The sequence below is a fragment of the Devosia sp. genome (assembly GCF_017307495.1).
Classification (GTDB): domain Bacteria; phylum Pseudomonadota; class Alphaproteobacteria; order Rhizobiales; family Devosiaceae; genus Devosia_A.
Window position 1 is genome coordinate 60,973 of record NZ_JAFKHE010000015.1, and the last position, 17,863, is coordinate 78,835.

The 17,863-nt window shown below is 65.5% G+C and carries 13 protein-coding genes; all 13 read right to left on the reverse strand.

Features of this window, described 5'->3' with window-relative positions; translation table 11 throughout:
* Positions 1–126: 126 nt before the first annotated feature.
* The gene (locus J0I99_RS06665) at positions 127–1,983 is read right to left on the reverse strand and encodes a glucose/sorbosone family PQQ-dependent dehydrogenase (RefSeq protein WP_291396722.1); all 1,857 of its coding nucleotides are present in this window, start codon (positions 1,981–1,983) and stop codon (positions 127–129) included.
* A gap of 118 nt (positions 1,984–2,101) precedes the next feature.
* Entirely contained in the window at positions 2,102–2,929 is an 828-nt protein-coding gene (locus J0I99_RS06670; RefSeq protein WP_291396724.1) for an NAD(P)-dependent oxidoreductase, read from the reverse strand.
* Positions 2,930–2,938: 9 nt separating this feature from the next.
* Complete coding sequence (locus tag J0I99_RS06675) at positions 2,939–3,901, reverse strand: mannonate dehydratase (RefSeq protein ID WP_291390167.1); 963 nt, start codon at positions 3,899–3,901, stop codon at positions 2,939–2,941.
* Positions 3,902–4,000: 99 nt separating this feature from the next.
* Positions 4,001–4,867: an ABC transporter ATP-binding protein gene (locus J0I99_RS06680; protein ID WP_291396726.1), complete on the reverse strand. Its 867-nt coding sequence runs from the start codon at positions 4,865–4,867 to the stop codon at positions 4,001–4,003.
* Positions 4,860–5,891 carry an ABC transporter ATP-binding protein gene (locus J0I99_RS06685; RefSeq protein WP_291396728.1) on the reverse strand — a complete coding sequence of 344 codons (1,032 nt, stop codon included), beginning with the start codon at positions 5,889–5,891 and terminating at the stop codon, positions 4,860–4,862. Before J0I99_RS06685 ends, J0I99_RS06680 begins: the two co-directional genes overlap by 8 nt.
* Before the next feature lie 5 nt (positions 5,892–5,896).
* Positions 5,897–6,805: an ABC transporter permease gene (locus J0I99_RS06690; protein WP_291390171.1), complete on the reverse strand. Its 909-nt coding sequence runs from the start codon at positions 6,803–6,805 to the stop codon at positions 5,897–5,899.
* Positions 6,806–6,817: 12 nt separating this feature from the next.
* Positions 6,818–7,819 (reverse strand): ABC transporter permease, encoded by a 1,002-nt coding sequence (locus J0I99_RS06695; protein ID WP_291396730.1) that lies wholly within the window; start codon positions 7,817–7,819, stop codon positions 6,818–6,820.
* Between the two features lie 68 nt (positions 7,820–7,887).
* A complete protein-coding gene (locus J0I99_RS06700; RefSeq protein ID WP_291394066.1) occupies positions 7,888–9,690 on the reverse strand; it encodes an ABC transporter substrate-binding protein in 1,803 nt (600 codons plus the stop codon).
* Between the two features lie 733 nt (positions 9,691–10,423).
* Positions 10,424–11,254 carry a carbohydrate ABC transporter permease gene (locus J0I99_RS06705; protein ID WP_291396995.1) on the reverse strand — a complete coding sequence of 277 codons (831 nt, stop codon included), beginning with the start codon at positions 11,252–11,254 and terminating at the stop codon, positions 10,424–10,426.
* A 65-nt stretch (positions 11,255–11,319) separates the two neighbouring features.
* Positions 11,320–12,249: a carbohydrate ABC transporter permease gene (locus tag J0I99_RS06710; protein ID WP_291394065.1), complete on the reverse strand. Its 930-nt coding sequence runs from the start codon at positions 12,247–12,249 to the stop codon at positions 11,320–11,322.
* A gap of 81 nt (positions 12,250–12,330) precedes the next feature.
* The gene (locus J0I99_RS06715) at positions 12,331–13,611 is read right to left on the reverse strand and encodes an ABC transporter substrate-binding protein (RefSeq protein WP_291394064.1); all 1,281 of its coding nucleotides are present in this window, start codon (positions 13,609–13,611) and stop codon (positions 12,331–12,333) included.
* Positions 13,612–13,800: 189 nt separating this feature from the next.
* Positions 13,801–14,883 (reverse strand): ABC transporter ATP-binding protein, encoded by a 1,083-nt coding sequence (locus J0I99_RS06720; protein WP_291396732.1) that lies wholly within the window; start codon positions 14,881–14,883, stop codon positions 13,801–13,803.
* 211 nt (positions 14,884–15,094) lie between these two features.
* Positions 15,095–17,833 carry a glycoside hydrolase family 2 protein gene (locus tag J0I99_RS06725; RefSeq protein ID WP_291396734.1) on the reverse strand — a complete coding sequence of 913 codons (2,739 nt, stop codon included), beginning with the start codon at positions 17,831–17,833 and terminating at the stop codon, positions 15,095–15,097.
* Between the last annotated feature and the right edge of the window lie 30 nt (positions 17,834–17,863).

Genomic DNA, 17,863 nt, shown 5'->3' on the forward strand with positions numbered 1-17,863 from the left:
GTCAAATTAGATGAGACTCGGTGCGATCGGCTTCATCAAGCCGGAAGGCGGGGCGGCGATAGTGATCGGGCCTCACTGGAGCCGTCCGGAAGCCCATGCGCCCGGACGGCTCCATTCTTTTGGCCGCTATTTGGCGATGACCATCGATGCCAGCGCCGCCGGGTCGGCGGGTAGTTCCTTGTCGCCGGCCTTGAGGCTGTTGACCTGCAGGATGTAGGCGACGAGGTCGGCATAGGTCTGGTCGCCGAGCTGGCCGGCGCGGGACGGCGGCATGCGGTCATGGACGTGGTTGTAAAGCGCCGCCGCGCTCTGGCCGACCCACTTGCCCTCGAAGTAGCTGCCGGCCAGCGGCGGGCCGTAGTTGGCGCTGACCAGGTCGGGGCCATGGCAGGAGACGCAGTTCGCATCGTAGGCGGTCTTGCCGCGGGCGGCCTGCTCGGCGGTGAAGGTCACCGGCTCGCCTGCCGCGGCGGCGGTGGCGGGCGCCTTGTCGGCTGCTGGCTTGCCGGTCGTTGCAGCCGCCGCGCCGTTGCCCTCGCCGGTGTAGGTGTAGACGAGGATGGCGCCGGGGTTTTGGAGCGTCGTGCCGGCGCCGCCGTCCATGGTGCCGACGAGGCCGCTGACATCGGTGGCGATGTAAAGGGTCTTCATGTCGGGGCTGAGCGCCATGTCACGCAGGCGGTTCTCGGACTGGAAATAGCGCTCGATCGGGCCGGCGACGGTCTTGCCGTCAGCCGAGAGGGGAACCCGATAGATGGAGCCGCGCTTGAGCGTGGTGACGAGGAGCGAGTGCTCCCAGCCGGGGATGCCTTCGCCGGCCTTGGGGAAATAGGCCTGGATGGAGGAGGCGGCGACGGTGGGCCAGCAGATGAAGTCGATGCCCTTGCAGGCCGGATCCTGGAAGTTCCAGTCGCTCGGGACGGTGAAGAGGGTGGCGATCGGATCCTGCATCGGCTCGGTCCAGCTCGTCTCCTTCTCGGTCGGGACCGACGGCGGGATGGTGATGTCGCTGAAGGTCAACTGGTCGCAGGGCGGGTTGGTCGAGTCGGCCCAGCGGGCATAGACATAGGCCTTGTCGTCGCGGAAGCCGGCGACGTGCGGCCAGCCATAGTTACCGCCGGGCACGAGGATGTTCACCTCGTCGTCGGTCTTGGGGCCCTGCTCTGAGGCGTAGAGCGTGCCGTCCGGGCCGAAATCGATGCCCTGCATGTTGCGGTGGCCGTAGGTGAAGACGTGGCTCTTCACCCCGTCGAGGACCGGGTTGTCGTCCGGGATCGAGCCGTCGAGGTTCAGCCGCAGCGACTTGCCCTGGTAGGCGATCCAGTTCTTGCCGGCCATTTCGTCGGCGGTGGGCAGGCGTTGCGCCTCGATGGGGATGCACCAGTTGCCGAGCTGGTCCTTACCGCCGTCGCCGATGGTGTAGTAGAGCTTGCCTTCCGGGCCGAACTTGAGGCGACCCGAGTTGTGGTCGTTCTTGCCGGGCATGCCGGAAATGAGGTCGACCGGGTCGGAAAGGGTGCCGCTCGCCTTGTCGTAGGTGAGCCGGACGATCTTCACCCACAGGTCGTGATAGGGGCTGGCCGGGTCCTTCACCCAGGGGATGCCGCCGAGCGATTTGTCGACATAGGTGTAGGAGGCATAGACGTAGTCGTGCCCGGTGCCCTGGAGCAGGCCGGGGTCCAGCGCCATGCCGAGCAGGCCATCCTGGCCGCCGGGGGCGGAGACCTCATCGATCTTGATGGCGACCTGCTTGCTGCCGTCGGCCGGGTTGACGCGGGTGATCTTGCCGCCGGTGCGCTCGGTGACCCAGAGCCAGTTGTCCGGCCCCCAGGTGACCTCCCACGGGCTGTCGAGGCCGTCGGCCAGCACCTTCATCTCGAACTGCTTGGTGCCTGCGACCGCGGAGTCGGGGGTGCCCTGGGCGAGAACGGGGGCGGTTGCGAGCACCGCGAGAGCGAAGGCAAACGTTGCAGCAAATCTCATGGCGTCCCTCCAATCATGAACAAGGATCAACCCCGGACGGGCCGTTCGGTTCCCGGCGGGCGAACAGGCAGGGGAGGGCGACGCGAGGCGGGCGCAGCGTCGCCCGCCTCACCCGAGGCTAGAGGTCGTGCTTCCAGCCGAGCATGCGCTCGGCCTTGGAGGAGTTGAAGAAGGCCTTGCGGCCGCTCAGGTCGCCCTTGATCGGAATGCCCGGGAAGTACCTTGCAGCCGCCTCGAGGCTGGGGATGTCGATGGTGGTGTCGGGCGCCACGATGTAGAAGGCCTCGTGGCCCTTGAACCTGCCCTCGAGGCTGAGGAGGCAGGCGCGCGCCGCCGCGTCGAAGCGGGTATAGGCGAAGAGGTGCTTCTTGGGCTCGGGCGCGTCCGGGGTGAAGTTGCGCGCCGCAAGCTCGCGCTCGGGCACGACCCAGTGGAAGCGCATCGAGGCGATGGAGATGTCGTCCCAGCGGCGGGCGAAGGCGTCGGCCTGGGCCTCGCAGATCCACTTTGAGAGACTGTAGGGCTCCTCGGAGTAGTTGGCATGCTCCTCGTCGATCGGCAGGTAGTCGTAGTGCGGGTCGCGGCTGTAGGAATGGCCGATGGCGTTGACGCTCGAGGCCTGGCAGATGCGCATGATGCCGTTGTCGACGGCGGCCTGGAGCGCGTTGTAGCTGCCCACGACGTTGTTGTTGTGGACGACGTGATCCGGATGCCGGCCGGGCGAAGGGATGGCCGCCATGTGAATGACGGCGTCGCAGCCGGCGAAGGCGGCGACGAGCTTGTCGAATTCATCCATGTCGGCCTGGATGAAATGCAGGTCCCTGGTCTCCTCGGTCTCGGGCGCGGCGACGCGGTCGATGCAGACGAGATCGTGGCCCTGCTTGCGGGCTTCCTTGATGATGGCGCGGCCGATGCCGCCGGATGAACCGGTGAGTGCGATCTTCATGACGATGTCTCAGTTCGAATAGACGGCTTCGTGGAGGCCGCGGATGTAGCCGATGGCGTAGAGGCGGCCGAAGGCGGAGTAGCCGGCGTTCTCGTTGCTGTCGCCTTCGACGGTGGGGACGTGGTCGGGGCGCAGCACGCCGTCGAAGCCGATGTCCCTGTACGCCTTCATGGTGGCGAGCATGTCGGTCTTGCCGGCGTCGTGCCAGGTCTCCTGGAAGTTGGTCGGCACGCCCTTGACGTCGCGGAAGTGCACGAAGCTGATCTTCTTGCCGAACTTGCGGATCTCGCGCGGCAGGTCGTCGGTCATCAGGGTGAAGTTGCCCTGGCAGAGCGTGATGGTGTTGTAGTCGGACGGCAGCATGTCGACGAGGCGCTGGTAGTTCGGGATGGTGCGCATGATGCGCGACACGCCCTTGATCGGGGTGATCGGCGGATCATCGGGGTGCATCGAGAGCTTGACGCCGGCCTTCTCGGCAACGGGCAGCACGCGGCGCAGGAAGTATTCCAGCGTCTCCCAGAGCTTTTCCTCGCTGATCGGTGGGTTGGAGGTGATGTCGTCGGGCACGTCGTCGACGTTGAAGCTCGTGACCACCGAGCCGCCACGGCTGGGGGTCGCCATATTGGTGCGCACCCAGTTGAAGTCGGTCATCCACTCATAACACCAGACCGGGATGCCGAGCTTGCCCATGTTGGTGATCAGTTCGCAGACGACGTCGATCTCCTCGTCGCGCCCCTCGAGGCCGCGCTTGGCCTTGTTGAGCGGGGGGCGGGACTCGATGACGCGGATCTCGAAGCCGCCGTCGGCATAGGTGTCCTTCATGCGCTGCAGTGCCGAGAGCGAACTGACGCGCTCGCCGGCCTGCAGGGTATCGAAGGGAAGGCCGGCGACGGCCAGGTCGACGCCCGCCTGCTTGGCCAGCTTCCACAGCGGCTGCGGCTTGGGGGGAATGAACTCGGCGATTTCAAGCATCTTCGTATCCTAATGCGACGAGGCCAAGCCGCGGCGAGGCGGCTGGCGAATGAGGCCCGGGCGCTGGACCGGGCCAGAACGGGGAGAGCGGCGGAGCGCCTAGGGCGTGGGCGCCTCCGCACGGAACTGGTCCTGCGACTCCTGCGACCGGATCGAGTGCTGGCCCCATTTCTGGTCGAGATTGGGCCACGGGATCGAGTCGACGAGCAGGCGCGTATAGGCGTGCTGCGGGTTGCGGATGACGCTCTCGACGTCGCCCTTCTCGACCACGTCGCCCCGGTAGAGGACGGTGATGGAGTCGGCGACGTGGTAGGCGGTGGTCAGGTCATGGGTGATGTAGATGATGGTCACGCCGTGGTCGCGGTGCATGTTCTTGAGCGACTCGAGGATGTTGGCGCGCAGCGAGGCATCCACCATCGACACCGGTTCGTCGGCGATCAGCAGACGGGGCTTGAGCAGCAGCGCGCGTGCGACATTGATGCGCTGGCGCTGGCCGCCCGAGAGCTGGTGCGGGAAGCGCCCGAGCACGTCCTCGGGGCGCAGGCCCACGGCCGTCAGGGCCTCGTGCATCTTGTCGCGGGCGTCCTTGCCGGACTTGGCGAGCTTGAACTGCTTGATCGGCACGGTGAGCAGGTGATCGACCGTGTAGAACGGGTTGAACACCGCGAACGGATCCTGGAACACGGCCTGCACCTCGCGGCGGTAGGCGATGCGATCGGGACCGCGCAGGGTGGTGATGTTCTGGCCTCGGTAGAGGATCTCGCCGGTGGTCGGCGCGATGAAGCCGAGCAGCAGCATGGCGAGCGTGGTCTTGCCCGAGCCGGACTCGCCGGCGACGGTCAGGATGGTCGGCTCGTCTTCCTTCAGCGTCAGCGAGAAGTCCTTGAGCGCGATCTTGGCGTGCGAGGACAGCAGGCCGCGCTGGTAGACCTTGGTAACGTTCCTGATTTCCAGCAGGTTAGCCATTGGTCACAGCCTCCCCTTCGTAGAGGTGGCAGGCGACCAGGCGGCCGCCGGGAAGGGTGTGCACTTTGGGCTTTTCCGTCCTCGATCGCTCTGACGCGAACGGGCAGCGCGGGTGGAAGGCGCAACCGGAGGGGAGGCGGAGCAGCGAGGGCGCGAGGCCCGGGATGCCCTTGAATTCGCCGCGGTTGTCGAGCGTCGGCAGGCTCGAGATCAGCGCCTGCGAGTAGGGGTGCTTGGGATCGGTGAACATGTCGCGGACCGTTGCGACCTCGACGAGCCGGCCGGCATACATCACCGCCACCTGGTCCATGGTCTGGGCCATCAGGCCCATGTCGTGGCCGATCAGGATGACGGCAGCGCCGATGTCGTCCTGGACCTTGTCGATGGTTTCCATCACCTGGCGCTGGGTCACGACGTCGAGCGCGCTGGTCGGCTCGTCGGCGATGATGACTTCGGGCCTGAGCAGGATGCCGATGGCGATGCAGACGCGCTGCTTCATGCCGCCGGAAAGCTCATGCGGATACATGCGGGCAACGCTGGGGTCGAGATCGACCGAGCGGAGCGCATGGGCGCAGCGATCCTCGATCGAGGACCGGCTCTCGCCCCGCACGTGCGACTTGATGGCGTCGACCATCTGCGCCCCGATCCGCATTACCGGGTTCAGCGAGTTCATCGCCCCCTGCGGGATGTAGGCGATCTTGCTCAGCCGGGCCTTGCGCATGCCCTCGTCGTTGAGCGACTGCAGGTCGGTGCCGCCGACCCAGACGTGACCGCCTTCGATCCGCCCGGGTGGCTTGATCATGCGCATCATGGCGAGGGCGAGGGTGGACTTGCCCGAGCCGGACTCGCCGACCATTCCCATCTTCTGGCCGGCCGCGAGCGTGAAGCTCACGTTGTCGAGGGCGCGGGCACGGCCGAGGTCGGTGTAGTAGGTGACGACGAGATCGTCGACGCGGAGGACGGGTTCGGCCTTGGCCGGCCGGACGTCGCGGCCGGCGGCGGATTCCGTGGTTGCGAGAGTCATAGTCATTACTCCGTCCGCCGCACGCGCGGATTGGCCAGTTCGTCGAGGCCCATGTTGATGAGGGCGAGCGAGCCGAGGATCAGGATCATCGCGACCGAAGGCGCGATCGGCCACCACCACCAGCCGTTGAAGAAGGCGCCCTGCAGCTGCGCGGCCCAGATGATGTTGCCGAGCAGGGGCTCGCGCAGCGGGCCGAGGCCGAGCACGGCGAGGTAGAAGGACGCGAACACGGCGGAGAACACCTGGCCCACGAACGCCGCTGCGATGAACGGCAGCAGGTTGGGCAGGATCTCCTTGAAGATGATCGACAGGTCCCCGACGCCGCTGAGCTTGGCGACGGCGACGAACTGGCGCTCCTTCATGGTGAGCACCTGGGCGCGGATGACGAGCGTCGGCCCCATCCAGGCGAGCATCACGACGATCAGCGCCATGGTGATGATGGTGACGTCGCGCTTGTCGAGCGAGCCGGCGACGACGACCTGGATCAGCAGCACGGGGATCGGGGTCAGGATCTGGCAGACGGTGCGGATGGTCGAATCCACCCAGCCGCCGAAATAGGCCGAGATGAAGCCGAGCACGACGCCGATGAAGGTGCCGAGGCCGCCGGCGATGACGCCGATCACCGCCGTCTGCCACATGCCCACCACCATGGCGGCGAGCAGGTTGCGCCCGAAGAAATCGGTGCCGAACGGGTATTGCAGGCTCGGCGGCTTCTTGGTCGCGACGGACAGCGGATAGGCCTGCTTGGGATTGATCACCATCATGCCGATGACGGTGAACAGGATCAGCGCGATCAGGATGGCGAGGCCGATGGCCAGGCCCCGGTTGCGGTTGAAGTAGCGCAGCAGGAGCGTGAGGCGGCCGGGCTGCCGGACGTCTGCTTCAGGGGCCGCAGTTGCAACGATCGTGGTCAATTGTCCGGGCTCCTACTGATTGTTGCGCACGCGCGGGTCGAGCAGCGGGTAGATGAACTCGAGCACGGCCATGAGCACGGCGATGGCGATCGTGATGAACAGCACGATGCCGTAGATGGTTGGGAAGTCATTCGACTTGATGGCGTTCTGCAGCACCGTGCCGAGACCGGGCAGACCAAAGATGCCTTCGACGATGATGGCGGAGGTGACGACCGTGCCGAGCGCGAGCGCGAGGCCCGTCACCTGCGGCAGCAGGGTGTTGCGCAGGTAGTAGTCGCGGAAGATGCGACCGCCGGTCAGGCCCTTGTGCTCGGCAAAGTTGACGTAGTCCTCGCCCTGGATGGTGACGCCCATGCCGCGCATCGACAGCACCCAGCCGCCGACGGAACCGAGGATGAGCGCCAGCGCCGGCAGCATCTGGTGCTTGAGCAGGTCGAGGGCGAATTCCCACGACCAGTTCGGCACGGTGCCGATCGAGTAGGCGCCGCCAAGCGGCAGGAGTTTCAAGCGGAAGCCGATGAAGAACAGCAGCAGCACGCCCATGATGACGGGGGGCACGCCGGTCAGCAGCACGAAGGGCGTGGCGATCGAGCGCAGCCAGCGCGGCGCCTTCGGCCAGGCCGAGACGGCGCCGAGCAGGTTGCCGATGATGAAGCTGAGGATCGTGGTGACGAGCAGCAGGAAGAATGTCCAGGGCAGGGCCTGGGCGATGATGTCGGTGACGGTCGACGGATAGCGGTTCAGCGAGTAGCCGAAATCCATGCGGACGATGTTGCCGAGATAGCTCCAGTACTGCTCCAGCAGCGGCTTATCGAGGCCGAACTGCTGGTTCATGTTGGCGATGATCTTCTCGAGGTCGCCCGGCGAGAAGCCGCCGGAGCGCGCCAGCTCGGCGAAGCGCTCACGGATGGCGTTACGGGGCGAGAGGCGAGGGATGAAGAATACGATCGTCGATGCGGCCCAAATGACCAGAACCAGGAAGGAAAGGCGCTTTGCGATCAGCTTGAAGTTCACTTGGGCAACTCCGGCACCAGAAAGTGGGGGAGTGCGCGCGGACGCGCACTCCGATGTCGTTTCGTTGCTTACTGCGCGCCGGTCGGCTGCAGCGAGGTGATGACCAGGGTACCGGTCTGGGCCCAGAAGGCGCCGTTCGTGCCCATCGCCGGGTTGGCCTGGGTCGGCCAGTTTTTCCAGTAGTGCTGGTTGTAGGCGATGCGGTGCAGCCACTGGATGATCGGAACGTCAATCTGGTCACGCCAGTAGATGCCCAGGGCCTTGGCAGCGCCTTCCTGGAACTTCGGATCGTCGGACGAGAGCGGGGCGATCGAGTCGAGGATCTGGTCGAACTCCGGGTTCTTGTAGCGCGAGAACCGGTTGTTGCCGGCCGAAGTGCCGATGGCGTTGCTGTACTTGCCGTGGAAGAGGTTCAGGGCCTCGAACGGGTCGTAGAGCGAAGCGCCGTGGCCGAACATGTAGAAGCCGGCCTTGCCGTCGGCCATGTTCTGGTAGGCGTCAGGACCGAAGTTGATGGCGGCATCGAAGCCACCCTGGCGGAGCATTTCGACCAGGATCGGGACGATATCGCTATGGATGCCTTCGAAGCCCTGGATGGTGCCGTCGATGGTCTTGCCGTCCTTCTCCCACAGGCCGTCGCCGTTCATGGTGAAGCCGGCTTCCTCCATGAGCTTCTTGCTCTCTTCGGGATCGAACTTGCCGGGCTGGTACTGCTCCTCGAGCGCCTTGACGGCGGGCGAGTCGGCGAAGGCCTGCAGGTTCGGGTAGAGCGGGAACGGGTAGATGGTCGCGATCTTGGCGCCGTCATAGAGGACGTCGTTGATCTGGTCGCGGTTGATCACCAGGCTGATGGCCCGACGGACCCGCGGGTCGTTGTAGGGCTCGAGCTGGGTGTTCATCCACAGCGAGTTCGGCCACCAGTCGAGATAGCCGTAGGGCGACTCGCTGCCGGTATGCGTCGTGATCTCGGGGTTCTGGGCAAGGATGTTGCCGATCACCGAGGAACGCATGTCGAGCGCGGAGTCGAACTCGTTGTTCACGACGCGCTGGGCGACCGTGTCCATCGAGACGCCGGTGATGTTGGCGATGACGATGCGCTTGACGGCAGGCTCGGCGATACGGCCGGCCGCGACCGCCCACCAGTCGGGACGGTAGTCGAAGATCTTCTGGTTGGCGTTCCACGCCTTCAGGTCATACGGACCCGAGTGCGGGATATCGACGCTGCCGGGCGCCATGTTGACGTCGGGCTGCTGGCTCAGCCAGTGCTCCGGAACGATCGGAATACCGGTGTCGAACTTCTCGGTCAGCACTTCGAACTTGAAGCGCGGCGCCGGGACCTTGAACGTCACCTTGACCGTCTGGTCGTCGACGATGTCGGTCGACTGCACGAACTGGTCGAAGTGCGCGTGGTAGGGCAGCTTGTCATTGTTGAGCTGGCCGTCGAACGTGTACTTCACGTCCTTGGCCGTGACCGGCTGGCCGTCGCTCCACTTGGCACCCGGGTTCAGCTTGATCTCGAGCGCGGTGAAGGTGTTGTCGGTGTATTCCATGCTGTCGGCCAGCCACGGAATGTACTCGCCCTTGAAGATGGCGAAGTACATCAGCGGCTCCCACATGAAGACGTTGCCTTCCTGGTGGGTGTAGCCGGGCAGGGCCCAGGGGTTGGTCACGCCGATCGGCGAGGATGCAGCAACGCCCCAGCCGAGCACGACGGTCTGGTTGCGCGGCACATCCGGAAGCGGCGTGGCCGGAACGATTTCCTTGGGCGCAGTCGCGGCGAGGCCGGTGGCCTCCTGCGCGCTGGCCGCCATCGGCGCGGCCAGCGTCATCGCTGCCAGCGCTGCGGCTGTTAGTAGTTTCAGTTTGACCATGTGACAGATTCTCCCTTGACTGTCAGAGGAAAGCATCGGCCACCCACGGCGGGTGGCTTGTATTTGATGAAGCGGCCTGTATGGCCTTTGTGTTCTCCTCACCTCCAAGATAGACTGGCCATCTTGTTTCTGCGGTGCGGGAAAACCGGCCAATGCGAGCCTCAGGGCTCGCGAACACCATGCGCCGTCATCCGCGGCCCCGTTCGGGGCCGTTCTCGGGGCCGTGCGAGCAGCGTGCAGGCGGCGCGGGCCCGATCGGGCGCGGCGCGCATCGCCCTGCCTGACGGGGTCAGGCAGCGGTCAGAGCGGACCTGCTGTTGCTGGCACTGCCCATGGGACAGCTAGATGGTACCCTGCGGCATTGGCTTGGCGTCTCCCCCACCATCGGCCTCCGCTCCCTCCAGAGCGGCCTGGCCATTTCCTCCAATATTCTCAAGCGTTAAACGGCGGATTCAGGTGAGTCAACAGCTGGAATGGTAGATGGTGATGCCGACCTCGGCCGCGTGCGCCGTCCCCCGGCGGAAGCGCTTTGAAACTATGAGGTTTTTTCGATCGGTGGCCGGATTGTATCAGATTCACAAAATAATGTGCGAAATGACCGCAAGGCGTGAATGGGCCGAAATCGATTGCGTTGAGCCCCGAGCAGAGCGCCCGCGCGCCCTTTCCCCACGGCGACCGGACAAAAAGGGCGCCGGAGGCAATCCGGCGCCCGGGGTGCCTGCGGGGGCGGAGTTCAGCCCTTGATGCCGGCCGACAGCATGATGGCCTCGGTCACGCGGCGCTGGAAGATGAGGTAGACGATCGCCACGGGCAGGCCGGCGAGGATGGCGCTGCCGAGGTCGCGGGCATACTTCACCCCGAAGGCGTCGGTGACCTGCGTGATGCCGACCGTCACGTTCATCATCTGCTCGTCGGTGACGGCAAGGAACGGCCACAGGAACTGGTTCCAGGCGCCGATGAAGGTGATGATGGCCAGCGCGGTGGTGATGCCCCAGTTCATCGGCAGGTAGAGCCGGAAGAACATCTGGAACTCGTTGGCGTTGTCGATCGTGGCGGCCTCGCGCAGCTCCTTGGGCACGCTGTCGAAGAACTGCTTGTAGATGATGACGGTCACCGGGCCGTAGACCAGCTGCGGCAGGATCACGCCCAGCCAGGTGTTGAACAGCTTGAACTGGCTGATCAGCACGAAGTGGTTCACGATCAGGGCCGGAATGGGGATCATGAAGCTGGCGAGGATGATCCACCACAGGATGCGGCGGCCGGGGAACCTCAGCTGGCTGATGGCGTAGCCGGCGAGGGCCGAGATCATCACCACGAGCACCGTCACGGACACGGCGGTGACGAGCGAGTTGATGTACCAGGTGCCGATCTTGGTGTTGAACAGCACGTGCGTATAGGCGTCGAGCGTGAAGCGCTGCGGCCAGAGCTGGATGCCCGGCTGGACGATGTCGTTCTCGACCTTGAGGGTGGTCACCACCGCCCAGTAGAGCGGGAAGGCCCAGAAGATGGCGCCCAGCACGGTGATGACCGTGGCGATGAGGCCGCCGATGTTCAGCGCATTGATGAGCTTGCGCCGGCGCGGGCTGAGGCCCGCGATCTCGCCGGCGGCGGGGGTGGAAGCGACCGAGCTCATTTGTTGTCGCCTCCCCGGGCGCGAAGAAGCTGGAATTGCAGGACCGAGAACACGACGATGACGAGGAACAGCACGACCGCGACGGTGGCGCCGTAGCCGCCGTTGTTCTTCTGGAAGGCGCTGCGGTAGATCAGCTGCACCAGGCCCATCGTGGCGTCCGAGCGGCCGCCGTTGCCGAACAGGTAGACCTGGTCGAAGATCTTGAACTGGGCGATGAGCTGGATGGTCAGCACCAGCACTGTCACCGGCCAGATGAGCGGCCAGGTGATGCGGGCGAACTGGCGCCACTTGCTGGTGCCGTCGATCGAGGCGGCCTCGTAGATCTCGGGCGAGATGTTCCTGAGGCCGGCGATGAAGAGCAGGATGTTGAAGCCGATCGTCCACCAGATGGTGATGAAGGCGACGGTCGGCATGAACAGCGGTAGGGTGCGGAAGACCGGCACGTTGCCGCCGGCGACCAGCGCGATGAGCGGCTGCAGGATGCCGAACTGGCTGTCGAACATCCAGCCCCAGACGCGGAACACCACCGACACCGGCAGGATGTAGGGGATGAAGAAGCAGGCGAGGATCAGCGACTGCACCCAGCCCTTGAGCCGGTTGATGCCGATGGCAATGGCCAGCGCCAGAAGGGTGGAGGGGACCGCCGTCAGGGCGACGAAGTAGACGGTGTTCCAGAAGGCCACGCCGAACAGCTTGTCCTTGAACAGCTTGGCGTAGTTGTCGAAACCGACCCAGGTCCCGGCGCCGATCAGCGGAGCCTTCTGGAAGCTCAAGAGGATCATCTGGATGGTCGGGTAGATGAACAGGACGGCGTAGACCAGCACGAAGGGCAGGACGAAGACCAGCGCCGCAAGCACTTCCCTGGTGTTGAAGCGTCGCTTGCGTGCCTTGCTCGGCACGTCGCTGGCGATATCGGCTGCTGACATTGGTACTGGCCCTCCCCTGCCGGTCTCAGATCGGTGCGGCCGGCACCGCGAGGGCGCCGGCCGACCGGGTCTTGCTGAAGCTTACTCGACCTGCCCCTGCAGATCGTCGCGCATCTGCTCCATGGCGGACTGCGCGTCGAGTTCGCCGTTGATGGCGGGCATCAGGTAGTTGCCGGCCGCGTCGTAGACGGGCGAGGCCACGCCGGCGAGGACCGACGACGGGTCGAACACGGCCGTCTGGGCCAGCACCGAGTAGGTGGCGTTCGGCTGCTTGGTCTTGAACTCCTCGCTATCGCGGACCGGCGAGTAGGCCGGGATGTGGCCGGCGTCAGCCCAGGCGAGCGAGTTCTTGTTCATCCAGGCGATGACCTGCATGACCGCGGCGCGCTTTTCGGCCGAGACCGGATTACCGACGCGGTTCGGGATCGCGAAGGAGTGCGAGTCGGCCCAGGTGGCGGGGTGGTCGAAGAAGGTCGGGAGCGCGATGGCACCCCAATCGAACAGCTCGCCCTTGGCCTTGAGGTCGGTCATGGTCGGGACTTCCCACACGCCATTGATGTGCATGGCCGCCTTGCCGCCGGTGAACAGCGCGATCGAGGCCGGGTACTCGGTCGAGGCCGGAGCCAGGCCCGACTTCACCCAATCCTGCACGACGTTGACGGCCTTGACCGCCTTGTCGAGGTTGTCGCCCGCCAGGAACTGGCCCTGGTCGTCGAGGAACTTGCCGTCCTGCTGGCCGAGCAGCGAGTAGAAGATGCGCCACTGGCTGTCGCCGGCGGCCGAGTGGATCGACACGCCGTACTCGGCGCCACCGTCCTTGAGCTTCTGCAGCGCGGCCTTGAAGTTGTCGACGCCGTCGAGGCCCTTGGGCAGGCCATCGTCGCCGAGCAGGCCGGCGGCCTTCAGCATGTCCTTGTTGTAGTAGAGAATGATCGAGTGGATATCGAACGGGATGGCGTACTGCTTGCCATCGACCTGGGCGGCCTTCCAGTTCGAGTCAGCGTAGTCCGACGCGGAGAGGCCGGCAGCGGCGATCTCGTCGGCGGTGATTTCGCTAAGCGCTCCGGACTGCACGCCGAGCGGCAGGCGCGACAGGTGATAGGTCATCACGTCCGGGCCCTCGCCGATGGCGGCCGAGGTCTGGACCTTGGTGTAGAAGGGGGTGCCCCACTCGAGCGTGGTGGCCTGGATCTCGATCTTGCCCTTGTTCTCTTCGTTGAACTTCTCGATCAGCGCCTTCATGCGGACGCCGTCGCCGCCGCCGAGGAAGTCCCACCAGGTCACGACTTCCTGGGCATGCACGAGGCCGGTGGTCGACAGCAGGGCTGCCGACATCATGGCTACTTTCAGGAACGACTTCATCACTTGTTTTCCTCCCAAAGGATGAGCTCCATGCGTCGTTTCACCTCGACCGGCCCCGCCGGTCTGTCCCGCCCGGCCACGCATTGAGCAGTAGCGGCCATTCAGGACGTATCACTGACCTATCTTCCGATATGGATCAGGAACTTTGATAGATAAGGGCGTATCTCTCCCCCTCACCGATGCACTTGCTCAGGCGGCGCTGTAGGCGACGTCCCGGGCGTCGAACAGGTGCGCCGACGCACCGTCGATATCGAGGCGTACCTGGTCGCCCACGTTCAGATTCGACTGGCCCTCATCCTCGGCGATGAGCACCGAATTGTCGGCGAGCCGGACATAGGCCAGCGTGCGCTCGCCAAGGCGCTCAACCACGTCGGCCTTGCCGGAAATCGCACCGGTGGCCGAAACCTTCACCGACTCCGGCCGGATGCCGAAGGTCACTTTGCCGTCGTCGGGAACGCGAGACGAGACGATGTTGGTCTGGATCTCGGAGTTGTCGGGGAGCCTGACCAGGACCTTGCCGTCGCGATCGGAAATCTGCTGCACGGGGAGGAAGTTCATCGACGGGGAACCGACGAAGGCGGCGACGAAGCGCGAGGCCGGGCGGTTGTAGATCTCCATCGGCGTGCCGATCTGCTCGATCTTGCGATTGTTCATGACCACGATGCGGTCGGCGAGCGTCATGGCCTCGATCTGGTCGTGCGTCACGAAGATCATGGTGGTCTTCATGCGCTGGTGCAGCTGGGCGAACTCGATGCGGGTGCGGACGCGCAGGCCGGCATCGAGGTTCGAAAGCGGTTCGTCGAAGAGGAAGGCCTTGGGGTCGCGGACGATGGCGCGCCCGATGGCGACGCGCTGGCGCTGGCCACCCGAGAGCTGGCCCGGCTTGCGGTCGATCAGGTGCTCGAGCTCGAGCGTCTTGGCTGCGGCAGCGACGCGGCGCGCGATCTCGTCCCTGGGCATGCGAATGTTCTGCAGGCCGAACGACATGTTCTCGCGCACGCTCATGTGCGGGTAGAGCGCATAGTTCTGGAACACCATCGCGATTTCACGCTCGGACGGCGGCAAGGCGTCGACGCGCCTGTCGCCGATATGGATTTCGCCGCCGTCGATCTCCTCGAGCCCGGCGATCATGCGGAGCAGGGTAGACTTGCCGCACCCCGACGGCCCGAGGAAAACCATGAACTCGCCGGACCCGATGGTCATCGTGACGTTCTCGATGACGCGAACGCTGCCGAATTGCTTGCTGACGTTTACGAGCCTGATGTCGGCCAAGTCGTGTCCCTCCCCGGTAGTCCCCGGCCCGTGCGTCCATTGAGGATCTGCTGGGCCGGAGCCGATGCTATTGCGGCTGACAATATTGTCAATCCTGTATCAAAAGGAAGAATAAAATTCAGCTGAAATTTCAGGTGCTTAGCCTCAAACCACATCCGCTTTTACGCGAATTGGCACGTTTCTAACCCGAAAAGCTGATTCAGTTCTGCCCTCAGTCGACCTCCAGGTTTGCCGTAGTCGTCACCAGCCCGTCGAACAGGGTGGCGGCTACCGGATCGATGCCCGGCGCGTCGTTGAGGAGGCGGAAAGTGGTCGCCACGAGGCCGCCCTTGCCGACGCGGCGGCGGGCGATGGTGGCGGCGGGCTTGTTGACCCAGCCGATGACCACGCCGGCGTCGACCAGCCCGTCATATTCCCACGAACGGAAGCCGGTCAGCACATGGTGCGGCACGACGCGATCGAACGAAACGTCGAGCAGCGGCCCGCCCGGCAGGCCGGCGAAGGCGCCGGAGCGCCTGATCCAGGAGAAGTTGGCGATCCAGTCGCCGCGCCACAGCGTGCCGTCCCGCAGCACCAGGTTGATGTTGGGCAACTGCGTTTCCGAGCCGAGGTGGCGGGCGCGTTCCTTGCTCTGTGGCATGGTCGGCGGTTCGGCGCGGGGCGGGTCGATGCGCAGGTTGCGGTGCGTCTCGACCGAGCCGTCGGCGAGGACCAGGTAGCGGGCGCCCTGGCGCATGGCGTCGATATCGGCCTCGCCCAGCGCGTGGGTGAGGATGAGGTCGGCCGAGGCCGCATCGGTGACCCTGTAGCCGAGGCCGCTGGCGAAAGCCGCGAGGGTCGCGTCCGCAGCGGCGATCCTGGCGGGGCCGGCGCTGCGCTTCGCGTACACCGAGACCTCGATCTGGTTCCTGCTGAGCAGCTTGCCGCCGGCCTCGAGCCGGAGCGCGATGGAGACGACGCGGGTCGCGCCGTCGAGTCTGACTTGTGCCGTGCCGAGGTCGACCACGGCCAGGCCACCGGTCGCCGGCACGTCGAGCCTGCCGCTCTGGCCCTCGGCCGACCAGGTCAGCGTCGCGCCGGCCGGCACGGACCGGCCGCCGGTGGCGACCTTGAGCCTGAGGGCAACGCTGTCCCCCGACCACACCGCGTGGCGGTCGATCTGGGGCACGATGACCAGGTCGTTGTTGATCTCGGCGAAGCGATCGTGGAAGGCGCGCGGGTTGCGGTTGATGTCGAGCAGGCCGTTGGCCTCCCAGTGCACGTCGGTCATCTCGGTGATGACGTAGCCCTGGATCGGCGCGTGGGCGCGCATCGACTCGATCTCGTACTTGAGATTGGCGAACTGGTACCACTGCACGCTGTCGATGAAGCCATCGAGCGAGCCGAAGACCTTGTCGAGGTGGTAGGTCTTGAAGCGGTTCTGGATGCCGTGCGGGTAGGCGGCGCCGTCGCCCCAGTTGCTGCCGGTCTCGGCCCACCACGGCTCCTCGCCGGCGGCGTTCCTGACCTCAGCGGGGTGGGGCAGGCCCCATACGCCGAACTCGGAGACGACCAGCGGCTCGTCTCCGCGCCGTTCACCGTCGCCGAAGGGCGTCCAGGTCCAGTCGGCGGCGTCGGCAAATTCCTGCGTCAGCTTTTCCCACTCGGCGCGGCGTTCGGGCACCGAGCGGTAGTAGTGGTAGTCGTTGATGTCGGTCTTGACGTGGAAGTTCGGGATGCAGGCCGAGTTGTCGACGACGAGGCGGCGCGGATCCCGGGCTTTCAGCCAGTCATAGGTGTCCTTGAGCCATTGGCGGTGATCGGCATTCTCGATCAGCCGGGTGCCCCAGTCCTCGTTGATGATCGTCCAGGTGACGATGGAGGGGTGGTTGCCGTCGCGGGCGAGGATGCCTTCCATCGTGTCGCGCATGCGCTGGGCCGCGGCGGCGGTGAAGTACTGCACGTTGGGGATCTCGGTCCAGACGAGCAGGCCGAGGCGATCGGCGACCTCGTAGTAGCGCGGGTCCGCCACCTTGATGTGGCAGCGCAGCATGTTGAGGCCGAGGTGCTTGGCCTTCCGGGCCTGGTCCTCGAGGAAGGCAAGCGAAGGCGGGGTGCAAATGCCCTCGGGGTAGTAGTCCTGGTCGAGGGCGCCGCGCAGGTAGAGCGGCTCGCCGTTGAGGTAGAACTTGCCGTCGCGGGTCTCGATCCGGCGGAAGCCGAAGGTGTGGGTGGTGCTGTCCACGACCTCGCCGCCGGCCAGCAGCTCGATCCTCGCCGTGTAGAGGTTGGGGTGCTCGGGCGACCAGAGGCTTGGCGAATCCAGCTTGAGTGTCAGGCTGTTGCCGGTGGTTTCGGCGGTGACGCCGTCGACGGTGGCGCGGATGGTGGCGCCGGCAGCAGCGGCTGAACGCTGGACGGCGAAGGTCACTTCGCCGCTGATGTCGGCGTCGATCGCCACGTGCGCGAGGTGACGCCTGTCGCGGGCGATGAGCCTGACCGACTGCCAGAGGCCGCCGAGCGGGCCGTACCAGCTCTGCTTGCCGTGCGGGATCTCGCCGAACGGGAAGTCCGGGTATTCCACCGCATCTCCGCTGGGCAGAGTGACGTGGACTTCCAGTGCACTTTCGGCAGGAGTGCCCTCGGGAACGATGAACTCGAACGGCAGGTAGCCGCCCTCGTGCGTGCCGAGCACCGTGCCGTTCAGGCGCACCTCGGCGAAGTAGTTGACGGCGCCGAAATGGATGGCGATCTCGCGCCCCTTCCAGCCGGCCGGGAGCGACAGTTGACGGGCGTAGACGGCCTTGCCGGTGGAGTGGCGCAGGTCGGCGAACTCGGCCTGCCAGGGACCCGGAACGGTCGCCGTGCGCCAGTCGCCATGGCCTTCCAGCCTGAACCGCCAGGCGCCGTCGAGCGAGATTTCGTCGCGTGCGCTCGTGTCGGCCCCCGAGGCCGTCGTCTCGCCGATCATGCAGTCCTCCCTTGGAGCTAATATTTATTA

Excerpts from the sequence above, each read along its gene's own strand:
- J0I99_RS06665 (WP_291396722.1), bottom strand. The coding sequence starts at position 1,983 with ATGAGATTTGCTGCAACGTTTGCCTTCGCTCTCGCGGTGCTCGCAACC.
- J0I99_RS06670 (WP_291396724.1), bottom strand. The coding sequence starts at position 2,929 with ATGAAGATCGCACTCACCGGTTCATCCGGCGGCATCGGCCGCGCCATC.
- J0I99_RS06675 (WP_291390167.1), bottom strand. The coding sequence starts at position 3,901 with ATGCTTGAAATCGCCGAGTTCATTCCCCCCAAGCCGCAGCCGCTGTGG.
- J0I99_RS06680 (WP_291396726.1), bottom strand. The coding sequence starts at position 4,867 with ATGGCTAACCTGCTGGAAATCAGGAACGTTACCAAGGTCTACCAGCGC.
- J0I99_RS06685 (WP_291396728.1), bottom strand. The coding sequence starts at position 5,891 with ATGACTCTCGCAACCACGGAATCCGCCGCCGGCCGCGACGTCCGGCCG.
- J0I99_RS06700 (WP_291394066.1), bottom strand. The coding sequence starts at position 9,690 with ATGGTCAAACTGAAACTACTAACAGCCGCAGCGCTGGCAGCGATGACG.
- J0I99_RS06710 (WP_291394065.1), bottom strand. The coding sequence starts at position 12,249 with ATGTCAGCAGCCGATATCGCCAGCGACGTGCCGAGCAAGGCACGCAAG.
- J0I99_RS06715 (WP_291394064.1), bottom strand. The coding sequence starts at position 13,611 with ATGAAGTCGTTCCTGAAAGTAGCCATGATGTCGGCAGCCCTGCTGTCG.
- J0I99_RS06725 (WP_291396734.1), bottom strand. The coding sequence starts at position 17,833 with ATGATCGGCGAGACGACGGCCTCGGGGGCCGACACGAGCGCACGCGAC.